This is a genomic window from Blautia sp. AM23-13AC, assembly GCF_003435675.1.
Taxonomy (GTDB): domain Bacteria; phylum Bacillota; class Clostridia; order Lachnospirales; family Lachnospiraceae; genus Fusicatenibacter; species Fusicatenibacter saccharivorans.
This window is the reverse complement of the sequence record NZ_QTUL01000005.1, coordinates 161,838-174,619: the sequence shown is the minus strand read 5'-3', so window position 1 is coordinate 174,619 and position 12,782 is coordinate 161,838. Positions and strand designations below refer to the sequence as shown.

11 protein-coding genes and 1 other annotated feature are annotated in these 12,782 nt (G+C 45.1%); of the genes, 1 reads left to right on the top strand and 10 read right to left on the bottom strand.

The window, feature by feature from the left end:
- Positions 1 to 94 precede the first annotated feature (94 nt).
- From DW642_RS08220 to DW642_RS08205, 4 genes are all read right to left on the bottom strand, one after another.
- Positions 95 to 598 carry an NUDIX hydrolase gene (locus DW642_RS08220; protein WP_117509862.1) on the bottom strand — a complete coding sequence of 168 codons (504 nt, stop codon included), beginning with the start codon at positions 596 to 598 and terminating at the stop codon, positions 95 to 97.
- Between the two features lie 74 nt (positions 599 to 672).
- Positions 673 to 2,376, bottom strand: a complete 1,704-nt coding sequence (locus tag DW642_RS08215; RefSeq protein WP_022462387.1) for a proline--tRNA ligase — start codon at positions 2,374 to 2,376, stop codon at positions 673 to 675.
- A gap of 180 nt (positions 2,377 to 2,556) precedes the next feature.
- Positions 2,557 to 2,859 (bottom strand) — a binding site (T-box leader).
- Positions 2,860 to 2,938: 79 nt separating this feature from the next.
- Positions 2,939 to 3,211 carry a hypothetical protein gene (locus DW642_RS08210; protein ID WP_117509861.1) on the bottom strand — a complete coding sequence of 91 codons (273 nt, stop codon included), beginning with the start codon at positions 3,209 to 3,211 and terminating at the stop codon, positions 2,939 to 2,941.
- Between the two features lie 20 nt (positions 3,212 to 3,231).
- Positions 3,232 to 4,062, bottom strand: coding sequence for an alpha/beta hydrolase (locus DW642_RS08205; RefSeq protein WP_055219937.1), 831 nt, complete (start codon positions 4,060 to 4,062; stop codon positions 3,232 to 3,234).
- A 331-nt stretch (positions 4,063 to 4,393) separates the two neighbouring features.
- Here DW642_RS08205 and DW642_RS08200 point away from each other — a divergent pair, with 331 nt between their 5' ends.
- Positions 4,394 to 5,209, top strand: coding sequence for a Cof-type HAD-IIB family hydrolase (locus DW642_RS08200; RefSeq protein ID WP_117509860.1), 816 nt, complete (start codon positions 4,394 to 4,396; stop codon positions 5,207 to 5,209).
- Between the two features lie 55 nt (positions 5,210 to 5,264).
- Here the strand turns inward: DW642_RS08200 and DW642_RS08195 are convergent, their stop codons facing one another.
- The 6 genes from DW642_RS08195 to DW642_RS08170 all read right to left on the bottom strand — a co-directional run bounded on the left by DW642_RS08195 (position 5,265) and on the right by DW642_RS08170 (position 12,685).
- Positions 5,265 to 6,305 (bottom strand): YeiH family protein, encoded by a 1,041-nt coding sequence (locus tag DW642_RS08195; protein WP_117509859.1) that lies wholly within the window; start codon positions 6,303 to 6,305, stop codon positions 5,265 to 5,267.
- A gap of 66 nt (positions 6,306 to 6,371) precedes the next feature.
- Entirely contained in the window at positions 6,372 to 7,721 is a 1,350-nt protein-coding gene (locus DW642_RS08190; protein ID WP_117509858.1) for an MATE family efflux transporter, read from the bottom strand.
- 116 nt (positions 7,722 to 7,837) lie between these two features.
- Positions 7,838 to 8,395 carry a hypothetical protein gene (locus DW642_RS08185; RefSeq protein WP_117509857.1) on the bottom strand — a complete coding sequence of 186 codons (558 nt, stop codon included), beginning with the start codon at positions 8,393 to 8,395 and terminating at the stop codon, positions 7,838 to 7,840.
- 219 nt (positions 8,396 to 8,614) lie between these two features.
- Positions 8,615 to 9,157: a hypothetical protein gene (locus DW642_RS08180; RefSeq protein WP_147326109.1), complete on the bottom strand. Its 543-nt coding sequence runs from the start codon at positions 9,155 to 9,157 to the stop codon at positions 8,615 to 8,617.
- Between the two features lie 715 nt (positions 9,158 to 9,872).
- Positions 9,873 to 11,345 carry a hypothetical protein gene (locus DW642_RS08175; protein WP_117509855.1) on the bottom strand — a complete coding sequence of 491 codons (1,473 nt, stop codon included), beginning with the start codon at positions 11,343 to 11,345 and terminating at the stop codon, positions 9,873 to 9,875.
- The gene (locus DW642_RS08170) at positions 11,342 to 12,685 is read right to left on the bottom strand and encodes an MFS transporter (RefSeq protein WP_158554997.1); all 1,344 of its coding nucleotides are present in this window, start codon (positions 12,683 to 12,685) and stop codon (positions 11,342 to 11,344) included. Before DW642_RS08170 ends, DW642_RS08175 begins: the two co-directional genes overlap by 4 nt.
- Between the last annotated feature and the right edge of the window lie 97 nt (positions 12,686 to 12,782).

The following is a 12,782-nucleotide window of genomic DNA, read 5'->3' as shown; positions in this document are numbered from 1 at the left end:
AGAAAAAATCCTGTAAATTGAAAAAACGCGTTCCCGTTTTCGGAAACCCCTGTGGTTTCCGGCGGGAACGCGTTTTTCTTATCTTATTTTTCTGTTACAGTTCAAATGCCTGGCAGATGCTGTCGTAATGCAGGAATTTGCCTTCTGCGGCGTATCCTTTGATTTCGTCCAGCGTAGCAAAACGGTAGCCGTCCGTTTCTTCCTCCTGAAGGTGAAGATCCTCGTCTTTGACATCCATCACGAAGCGATAGACATCGACAAAGTAGTTGTCTCCCTCATCCGGGTTGATACGCCGGTAAGTGAAGAGGTAGCCGCCGTCTGCCTTGCTCACATCGAGTCCGGTTTCCTCTCTGACCTCACGGCGCACGGCCTCCAACGAGCTCTCTCCTGCCTGTGCCGCGCCGCCGGAAACCTCCCACCAGCCCGGTGCCCAGGCTTTCGTCATGACACGTTTTGTGATAAGGAAGGTTCCGTCCGGTCTTGCGATTACGCCGAGCACCGTCAGGTGAAACTCGTCCGGCTTCATATGCCAGTCATTCCGCTTCATCGTGCGGCCGGTCGGCTGTTTGTTTTCATCATAGATATCCCAGAGTTCCATATCGTGTTTTCTCCTGTCGAACTTCTTCCGAACCCCATCGCGATTTTTCTTCCCTTTCGCATGGTTCTGAATCATTACAGATACTGTTTAATCTCTTCCATCACATTTTCCAGCGGAATCTGTGTTTTCAGAGTCTTATCGCGGGATGCAACCTCGACAACGCCCTGTTTCATATTTTTCGGGCTTACGATGATGCGAAGCGGAATACCGAGCAGGTCGGCATCGGCAAACATTACGCCGGCTCTGACGCTTCTGTCGTCGTAGATCACTTCGATGCCTGCGTTCTGCAGATCCTCGTACAGCTTGTCCGCATATGCTCTGACTTCCTCGTCATCGACGCGGACCGCACAGAGGTGTACCTGCCACGGAGCGATAGCTTTCGGCCAGATCGGGCCGTACTCATCGTGATGTGCCTCGCAGACCGATGCTGCCAGACGGCCGACACCGATACCGTAGCATCCCATGATCGGGGTCTTGCTCTCGCCGTTTGCATCGACATAGGTCATATTCATGGATTTTGTATATTTGGTTCCAAGCTGGAAAATGTTTCCGACCTCGATACCTCTGGAGATCTTCACGGTCTTTTTGCCGCATTTCGGGCAGATGCCGCCCTCCTGGATTTTTGCAAAATCGTGATACTCGGCATTCGGAACGTCGCGCTCCATGTCGAGTCCTTTGTAATGATGCTCTGCCTCGTTGGCTCCGCAGGAAAGGTTGTTTCTTCCCTCGAGGGATTTATCATAGAGAACAACGGCATCTCCGTTCACCTTCAGGTTCACCGGTCCGATATAGCCTGCGTTCAGTCCGCATTCTTCGGTGATCACGGCTGCGTGAACCTGCTCGCCGAGGAAGTTGACCAGCTTCGTCTCGTTGACTTCGAGATCACCGCGGATGAAAAGGACAACGTATTTATCATCAACATTCTGCTGATACACAACGGCTTTGCAGGAGTTCTTTGTCTCGTCTCCGAAGAAATTGCAGACGTCTTCAATGGTGTGGACGTTCGGTGTATAAACCTTTTCGAGTGCAGCGGATTCTGCGTCTCTTGCGATGTCGGAAATGTTCTCAGCTGCTTCCATGTTGGCTCTGTAATCGCAGGAATCACACAGAACGATGGAATCCTCTCCGACCGGAGTCAGAAGCATGAACTCGTGGGAGATATTTCCGCCCATCATACCGGAATCGGATTTGACAGATACCACCTCCGGCACGCCGACACGCTCGAAGATGCGCTCGTATGCTGCGTGGCATTTCTCGTAATACTGCTCCAGATCTTCCTGGCTGGTATGGAAGGAGTAAGCATCCTTCATCGTAAACTCACGCACACGGATCAGTCCGGCTCTCGGACGGGCCTCATCACGGAATTTTGTCTGGATCTGATAGATCATAAACGGATATTTGGTGTAGCTCTGTGCATACTCGCGTACAAGGTGTACGGCTGCCTCCTCGTGGGTCATGCCGAGTACCATTTTGGCATTGTTGCGGTCGGTGAAACGCAGCAGTTCATCGCCGATGCTATCGTAACGGCCGGACTCATCCCACAGAGAAGCCGGCATGACAACCGGGAACTGCACTTCCTGGCCGTCGATTTTGTCCATCTCCTCGCGCAGGATCTGCTCGATTTTGCGCACAATGCGGCGCAGCGGCAGATAGGAAGAATAGATTCCGTTTGCCATATATTTGATGTATCCGCCTTTTACCATAATAGCATGGCTGTCGATGACACAGTCAGCAGGTCTTTCTTTGAAGCGCTCTCCTACTAATTTTTCAAGTTTCATTTTCTGATTTCCTCCTTATTCTTTGGGTTTTCAACATCTGAAGTCTTCCAGACGCGAGAACATTCCAGCCTGTCCGATTTTAAGCTTTTAGTCAACATTTTACGCATCTAACTCATCACTGAAGTAACGAGTTAGATGCTTCGTTTTCAAACAGAAAAAAGCCCTAAACCGCAAGCTGCAGTTTAGGGCGAATTTTTTTATCCGCGGTACCACCTAAATTCAGGAAAACTCCTGCACTCTGACACAAAGCATTTGTACCCCACGATTTTTGTATTTTGTAATACGCGTGATCTCTGCTCTCTGTACCTTCTCTGTAACGGGAGATCCCGGTGCAGCCTACGAAATAAATTTTTCCTGATGGATTTTCTTCTCTTCGGTGCACAGCTCCAAGACCGGTTCACGATAGATTCTGCAAAAAGCTTTCACCTGCCGCTTTCTCTCTGAATGCGCTCTGTCGCTACTGTTTCTTTTCGTCGCTTTTTCACTGCACTGATTGTAGCAGAAACCGGAAAAGAATGCAAGCCCGTTCCTTCTGCTTTTTCTGCATAAACGCCCGCCCAGGTTACAGGCCTTCCCGGTACACTCTGCTGATCGCCGCCTGGGCTTCCTCAGACTGTTTTTTCTCAATCCATGCTTTGCGGTCACTCAGGATAGCCAGCATCTCATCGACAACGTCCCCGGCGCGCGGGCTTGTGACGCGGTAGAGATAGCCGAGCATCCGCGTGGCGGTAAAGTCCGTGTTCATCTGGCGGTATGCAATTTCCCGGCAGAAGTCGTCCGGGTAACCGTTGTGTTTTAACGCACGGTACAATTCGTCATTTCTCGTTTCTGGCATTGCCTGTCTCCCTTTTTCCTTTAAACATTTACGTTCCCGCTGTTCAGGCCTTCCGTCTTTTCCTCAAGTGGCAGCCAGTCCAGTGCCTTTTTGATCCACTCATCCCAGAAATCCCATTCATGGCCACCCTTACTCTCATAGTAGACAATGTCCATGCCGCTCTCTTCCATCCGTTTATGGTAGAGACGGTTTACTTCCAGAAGTCCGTCCTCTGTTCCGCACGCCTGGAATACGGTCGGCACATTGACAGACGGATCTTTTTTCCGTGCTTCCTTTAACTGCTCGATAAGAACAGCCGGGTTTTTGTCACTCTTTGCTGCTTCGACCAGATTTCCGAAATAACCTTCTTCATGTGCAAAGCTGTCCGCTCTGCTCTCTTCCGGATTTTCCAGCACATGAAGTGCACCGGACAGGCAGATCACAGCCCCGAAGGTATCGTGATATTTCAGGCCATTTCTGAGTGCGCCAAAACCACCCATGGAAAGGCCTCCGATAAAGGTGTCTTCTCTTTTTCTGGACAGCGGAAACATTTTTCTTGTAATCTCAACCAGTTCTTCTCCGATAAACTGTCCGTGCATGGCACCGATGGACGGCTGATCCACATAAAACGCATTCTCGCCGGCCGGCATGACAACGGCAAGGTTTTTCTCCTCTGCCCATCTTTGGATTCTGGTTCCATGAACCCAGTCTGTCTCATTCCCAAAAATGCCATGCAGCAAATACAGCGTTTTAAACGGTTTTTCCTCGCGCTCCGGCTGCCCAAAGGTAAATTTGTCGACCGGCAGAATAACCTGCAGCGGTACGGTGCGCATTAAAGTTTTTGACATGAAGCTTACCTGAATAAATGCCATAATAAAAATCCCCCTGTGGATATATATTTTTCTTTATTTTACGCCTTATTTCTGCGTTTCGTCAACGTGGAGTTTTGCGTTCCTCCGGTTCCGGCTTGCACCCCGAAGCAATTCACGATATAATCATGTTTATAGCAATCCCAGAAAATAATGCAAAAAATTCAGCACTGCAGAACGTGAATTACTGCGTCACGGATTTTCGTCGTACCCCGGTACGCCTTCAAATCCGTTCCTTGTAATTCGCGCCCTGCAGCACTGCCTTTTTTGCGTTATTTTCTGGTCTTGCTATAGTTTGAATTTTTTCTGTGACAAGATAAGGAGATTTTCTATTATGATAAAGTTGATCGCAACCGATGTCGATGGAACGCTCGTCAAAGACGGCACACTTCTGATCGACCCGGAATATATGACTGTTGTTTCCAGGCTTGTCGACCAGGGCATCCATTTTGTTGTCTGTTCCGGCCGCCAGTTTTCCAGTGAACAGAAGCTTTTCGCTCCGATCAAGGACCGCCTGCTCTACATCTCCGATGGCGGAACTGTCGTGCGCACACCGGAAAAGATTCTGAAAACATATCCGATGGAAACGGCACTCTGGAAATCCATGTGCCGCATGGTACACGACGAACTTCCGTCCTGCGACTGCTTTGCCGCCACCCCGGACTACTGCCTCGCCGAAGATGCCGGAAGCCGCATGTTTCACTGGCTCCGCGACTCCTACGGCTTCGATGTCCGCGAAGTACCGGATCTATCGAAGGTAGAAAACGAGGACATTATCAAATTCACAATCTACCATCCAACCTCCTGTGAAGAGCTTTGCTCCCCAAATTTCATCCCGGCGTGGAATCATCAGGCAAAACTCGCTGTCGCCGGTAAGGAATGGTTGGACTGCAACGCCCGCGGCGTCAGCAAATGGACCGGTCTCTCATTTCTGATGAACTACTTTGGCCTTACCCCAGACGAAGTCTGCTGCTTCGGCGACAACCTAAACGACATCGAGATGCTTCAGAACGCCGGCGAAAGCTACGCCGTCTCCAACGCCCGAGCGGAAGTCATCGCCTCAGCAAAACACACCTGCCCGCCGTACTGGGAGAACGGGGTGCTGCAGGTTTTGAAAACGTTTTTGAAGGAAACGACAAACCCGTTTTGATTTAAAAAATCCAGGCATCCTATACGGATGCCTGGATTTTTAATTCTCTGTTTCTTTACAGTACCCCATGCGGCGCAATGCCGATCGCAAATTCGACTGCAATCGCTACCAGGACTACCAGCAGCGAAATGATGAATCCGTGCAGCATCGGCTTTGCGCCGGAGCGGCAGAGGGATTTGAAATCGGTGTTCAGGCCGATGGCCGCAAGGGCGGCCACCATCAGAAATTTGCTGATGGTTTTTAATGCGGCTGCTGTGCCTGCCGGGATAAGACCTAAGGAGGTCAGTGCTGACATGGCGAGAAAACCTAAGATAAACCATGGAAAAATGGATTTGATGCTTACCTTTACGGCGGTTCCTTCTGATGCCTGCGCCTTCCGTTTCAGATGTACGTTGATAGCGGCGAATGCCAGAACAGCCGGAATGATGGCGAGGGTCCGTGTCAGTTTTACCATGGTTGCGAAATCACCGGCGGCCTCGCTGAATGCGTAACCGGTGGCAACGACGCTTGATGTGTCGTTGACCGCAGTTCCGGCCCAGAGGCCAAACGCGGCATCTGAAAGACCCATCCAGTGGCCGAGGATCGGGAATACGACGATCATGACCGTATCAAATAAAAACGTTGCGGAGAGGCCATAGGCAATGTCCATATCGGTCGCCTCGATGACCGGCGCGATTGCCGCGATCGCGGAACCGCCGCAGATACCCGTGCCGGCGTTGATGAGGCTGCTCGTCTTCCAGTTCAGTCCAAGTGCTTTTCCGATCAGTGCGCCGAGGCCAAAGCACGTTGCCAGGGTAAATACCATAACCGTCAGGGAAAATCTTCCGACCGTCAGCACCGTGCGGATATTCAGGCTCGCCCCGAGCAGAATAATCGCAAATTTCAGGATCTTCTTTGATGTAAATTTAATTCCAGGCGCTGTCACGCTGTTCGGCTTGTAAAAGGCATTCACAATCATACCGATAAACATGGCGATGACCGACGCCCCGATAAAGTGCAGGCCGGCGCTCTCCTCCAGGCTTTCCAGGAATTTCGCCGCAGCGGCAATCACCAGCGCAATCGCCGCTCCGGGAATCAGTTTCTTTGCGTTTTTCATAATAATAACTTCCTCCAGATGTATCGTTTTTTCTTTCTCTCTCCCCAAAACATTCCGTATTTTTCATCACGTCTGATGCTGCCACTTCCCGCTTCGATAGCGAAGGACAAAGAAAATGGCACGAACAACCCAGTCCATCGTCATGGCGACCCAGACACCGAAGACGCCGAATCCCATACGCACACCGAGCACATAGCTCATGCCGATTCTGCAGATCCACATGGAAAGAATCGAGAGAATCATGCAAAATGCCACATCATTGGACGCGCGGAGTACATTCGGCAGATTGAAGGCAATTGGCCAGATTATCATACAGCAGATGCCGTGGTAAACGATGATATCTTCCGTCATGGCTGTTGCCTCCGCAGACAGACTGTAAACGTGAAGCACCGCCGGAAGTGCCGCGATGACACCGAGACAGCAGACGATCATCATGCCATAAATGATGATGTGCAGCTTTTTCGCATAGTATTTTACCTGCTCATAGTCTCCCGCTCCCGCGCACTGTGCGCTTACGGTCAGCACTGCATTTCCGATCGCCATACCGGGCAGTGTCTGGAAGACAGCAATCGTGTTGGACACGGCATTTGCCGCGATCGACGCTGTTCCGAACTGTGTGATCATACTTAAGACCATAATTTTGCCGAGCTGGAACATACTGTTCTCGAGGCCGTTCGGAATGCCGATGCCAAGGATTTTTTTCAGCATATGGAAATCCGGTTTTAATTTCACCGGATAAGAGCACCGCACTGGATACCGCTTATTATGTACGAGAACAAATGCTGCCGCAGCCGCGTACATACGTGAAAGCAGCGTCGGAATCGCAACGCCGTCCACGCCGAATTTCAGCGCATAGACCAGAAGCGCATTTCCCGAAATATTGATCAGGTTCATGACGATGGATATTTTCATCGGCGTTTTCGAATCACCCTGCGCACGGAAAATGGCCGCACAGCCGTTGTAAACCGCCAGAAACGGAATGGAGGCCGCTACGATCATCAGATAAATATTGCAGTTTCTTTCTACCTCTGCCGTAATGTTTCCAAACACAACATGCAGAATAAACGGCTTTAAAAGATAGACCGCCGCCATGATCACAACTGACAGCGCCGTTGTCACCAGCAGAAGCTGGTCAGCTGCCTCACATGCTTTGTGTGGCCGCTTCTTTCCGATATACTGGCCGCACACGACGGCTCCGCCGGTTGCAATCGCGGTGAACATGTTGATCAGCAGAATAAAGATTGTATCAATCAGCGACACACTCGACACCGCCGCCTCGCCGACACTGGATACCATAATTGAATCCGCCATGCCGACTGCGATGGCAAGAAGCTGTTCAATCAGAAGCGGCACAATCAGCCGTTTCAGATCCGCATTGGAGAACAGGTCACCATCCCGTTCCTTCAGATAATTCATCTTTTGTTTCCTCCATTTTCATACCTTCTCTGTTGATGATTTTTCACGCATGTGTATTACACTCATGCTGTTTTTATCTTACCTGCATTTTTACGTAAAAGCAAGAAGAACCGGCATCATTTCTTTACCGGTTCTCCATTGATTGCCTGTACCAGGACTTTGTCAAATCTTGCGTATTTTTTTACTTCTTTCATCAGCGTATCGAGGTCTTTCACAATCTGCTCGCGCTTTCCTGTCGGTCCTATGAAATATTCTCTGCTGCCCATTTCCAGCAGATTTCCTGTCGTTCTTGTCCGTACGCCGAAGGTAAGTCTTCTGCTTCCCCGTCGGTAATAAATCGTATAGGTACGCGGCACATAGTTAAACAGGGAACTTTCTATTTCAGAAACCGTATAAAATTCACCGCTCTCCTTCGCCGCCGCATACCGCCTGTCCTTCAGGCAGTCCATTTCGGCTACAGAAATAAAGCAGATCAGATAGTCCAGAAACGAAAACACAACCAGAATCAGTGCTTCCACGATTCGCCCCGTCTTTGTTTTATCCAAAATGTGAACATAGATATCTCCGTAAAATACCTCAAAGAAAAGAACAATACTCAAAATAATCTTAATCCACGGCCAGAGACGGGATTTAATTTTCCGGTTCACTTTAAAGACATTAATCCATTCAAGCAACTGTTTATCCTCCACCAATGTAATGATGTTTGTATTTATTTTACACTCTTTTCTCCGTAAAAACAACAGGGAAGCAGAACACTTTCTGTTATAGTTCACTGGTATCAACGAACTGTAATTCTAAAACATTTCCTTCTTTCTTTTTCCAAATTTGCGTATAAAAAGGGAAGTGGCTGGTAATTCATAGGATCTTACTGCCATTTCCACTCTTCTCATACTTTATTTACTTTCCGTATACTTGACACCGTATGAAGTGAGGAGATCACAAAATTCGTCGGCACTGAGCGGAATGATTCTGCTGCCCAGTCCGCGAAACTTATCAAATAACATGATGCTGGTAAATGGATGATACGTACACCAGAATAAACTCCCATCTTTCTGTTTCGATATATTGAAGAAAAAATGATCACCGTATCTTTGTATCACAGTGAAATCTTCCCATTCTATCTTTTTTTCATATTCCAAAAAAGATAGCTTTATTCCCCATTCATAAATGTAAATTTGTTTTAGTAAAAATGTCACGGTTCCATAAGCTGCTATGCTTAATAGCAACATTATCTCTATTAGTAATATAATATTTGTTTTTAATGAGTTTGATTGAATTTCATCTTTTCCATTTACCCACAAACTCGCCACGTAATAATCACTAATAGCACACACTATCAGATCTCGCCGGTAGCAAATTTTCCCCCTACTACTTTCATATAATTTTCTCCTCGCTATTTCTTTCGACTGTGCAATATTCGCACCACTGGTATCCATGGTATTCATCATATATCATAAGAATAATTTACTCCCTGCTTTCCATCGCTGTCAAACAGTCCGATGACATGTGAAAAATACAGAACTTACTCCGAGATCCAACACCTTGGATTTGGGATCATAAAAACATAAATTTAACCAAATCAAGCAAGTAGCGAAGCGGATTGCGAATATCCGCTTTGACAATACGGATTTCTGTGTGAAAACTTAAAATTGATTATTTGAGAATCGAAAAAAGCATGTTATACATAGATGGATCAGATTAGAACGTGATAGGGATAGTCTAGTCTGGTGGTTGTTCCTTTTTTGTTCTATCTTTGCAAATCATATTGTTCCACGTTTCCGCCCATGCTAAAATAAAGAAAAATATTCTTTACTGCAACAAACCCTGATTTAGTGCTGCTACTCATACAGCACATTGTCTACTATAATCGAACGAAAAAAGAACGATTTTTAGTGAGTATGTTCATCCTTTTCTTGTCCTTTCCTGTTATCTTAACACGCTCTGTAAAACAAACAAAGTGCGTAAGTCTTGAATTTTTTCTTAACTTACACACTTTATTTTACACCTCCTCGAAAAAAGTTGGAAAATGATTGACACTATCCATGGGGGCTGCCAGAACCCTGCTTTTGCCAGCCATTTTCTTTTCATAGGGATTTCTCCTATTTTTTATTTCGAACATAGAATATGCATCTTTTTTGAGGTGTGATTTTTCTATATCTGAATATTGCTCTGCTCTAATGTGTTATTTCCGCCATCTGTTACCCAGTCTTCCAAAATCACATCACGAATCGCTACGTGTTCTTCACCATTGCAATGTTTATTTTTTCTGAAAACAAAGTTTTTCTTTATTTTATTTTCCGTTACCAATCCATGTCCCCTTGCCATAACCGCTGCAGCGCAGAGCAGGTAACTGAATCCGTCGCAGGAATTTTCCTCACATATTAAATTTTCTATATAATTTCCTTTAACAACCACCGTTTTATTTTGATGGTTTTCAACAGGTGGAAGCCATGTCTGCGTTGTGTGATGCACTCCCCAATTCCAGTCAAATCTTCTTCCTTCTATCCAAGCCGCATAAAACATAAAGCAATTTTGCACATCTTTTAAATAGTTGCTTTTTATAATAATATTCCTCACATAATTTTCCCGTAATTCCGATGGTGCATCTGCATCAATCATCGAATATCCGGCAGACACTGTAATTCCCCTTTCACATTCTATGATCGTGTTTCCTTTTATTTCCACATTTTCAATACCACTTTTATTGCAGCTTGTTGGTTTATAATTGATGCCTCCGGCTCCTATTCCTATTGCAGTTCTGGTTTCTCCTACATTTTTTCTTCCATGCATCTTGTTATTTATAAACTTTATCTCTCTGAAAAATATCTTTTCTACCTTTCCTGTCATGGGCGACCCTGCAGATGCAGATAATCCTGTCAGTCCAAATTCAATTTCATTATTACACACTATAAAATTCTGACAATAGCAGGACTCATTATTTATATAGTTTGCCTGCGCTGCAATCACCGTGTCATCTGATCCAATCAACTTTGAATTTGTAACGCTTATATCTTCTATTCTGCAATTCTTAAAAACCGGAGTACTGTCAGGATTCGCAGAAAGTCCCGGAACAGACATAATATTGCAGATGGAATGTCCTTTAATGCTGCAATGATCAATCATAACATCCTTCAACAATGTATTTTCAAGATTCTTCTTATCCGAAAATCCTGCTGTAAGTAATACATCCAATGCCACGACACAGTCTGTTCCATCTTCCTTTTTCAAAGGTTCTGTCCAAATTACACAGTCTTTTACAAGAATATTCTGGGTCATGCCGTTTCCTTCACTTGCTCCAATCACAAGTCCGCTAAAAGCATAATCTTTCATTTCGCAATTTTGAACCACAATATTTTTTATCGTCTTTCCTCTGTTATCAATTCGGATAGATATACCTCCCCCGCATATTTTCAAATTACTAATTTTAACATCTGACGATGCAATCAGCAATCCCAAATCCGTCTCATTTTGTATAACAGCACCATTTCCTTCAATTTGCATATTCCTACAAATATAAATAGTTTTCTTTATGAAATAATGTTCATTTTTTTGAAGGGTTACGATACATTTCTTATCATCTGACTGTTTCTCTGCTATTTTTATTACTTGTCCTAAATCTATCATTTTATATTCCTCCTGTCATTCAGTTCTAATCGAATCTGCGGCAAGTTCTCTTCCAGCTTATAAAATTTAAGCATAATAAATTCCACAATGCAAAAAGCTGCAGGAATCCACGATGACAATGCTATAATCATAGCATTAGTTCCCGCTGTCTGAACATCAAGATTACCATTGTATCCAGCCATCCCCATTAGAAAACCACAAAGTCCCACACCAATCGCTGCACCTACTTTACTGCATACACTCTGTGTCGCTGCAACGGTGCCTTCGCTTCTTTTTCCTGTTTTCCATTCTCCATAGTCCATACAGTCTATAACCATTGCCGAAGAGAATGAGAAAAACGTATAAAATCCCACCATACTGATAAAGCTGCTTGCAACTAATAACGGCACGCTATTCAAATCAAACAGTCGTAATATATATCCGAATGCGCCAAATAAACTGCATACTCTCATGACATTCACGGTTCCGAATTTTTTTGACAAAAACGGCATTAAGATTACAATTAATATTACAGATACCATGGATAAAGAAAGAATAGATTGCAGACCAATATTTTTCATAATATAAACGCAATAGTATGTTGATGTATTAATATTTAAATTGCATCCAATGCTACACCAGCAATTAATCAAGGCTACTAATAAAATATATTTGTTTTTTGCCAACACCTGTAACATTTCTTTAAATCCAATTCGTTCATTTTTAACATCACTATTTCTTTTTTCCTTTACCATAAAAAAACGAAGCATTCCCAGAATCATCATAGGAATTCCAAAGGAAAGTGCAATTGTTTTCCATGCTGCTGATGTATTTCCGAGTTTATCCAGCATTTGTGGCAAAATAATTGATGCCACCATTGTACACAATGTTCCAAGCGTACTGGTTATCGAGATCAGTGATACACTCTGTCGTGGATCATCCAGAGCATTTGCCATATAGACGGCTCCACCGCAGTTCATTAAAGTGGCAAATACCGAATTAATTAACGTATACATAATAAACAAATACGCTGCCGAAAGAACCACGCTCATTCTTGGTGCACAATATAACGCTATAATGCTCAACCAATAGCCAATTAGAGAAAAATCATAAGGTCTTCCTTTTCCATACTTCGTATGCGTCCGGTCAATCAAATATCCTGCCATAACATCTGTAAATCCATCAAAAATTTTAGATATCATAATCAGCGTTCCTACTAAAGCCACACTAATTCCCATGTAATCTGATGCATAATAGCTGATATACCCAGTTACAACCCCCGCTACACTAGTGGAAATTCCAAATAAAGGCCAAAATAATTTTAGTTTCCACGAAAGTTTTTCTACCCTCTTCTGTTCCATTTCAATCCTCCATTTTTTCATGCCAGGCCTTGACATATTGTGTTTTTTACGCTTTTATTATATTGTACCTGTTGTAATACACAATGGTTAATATTCT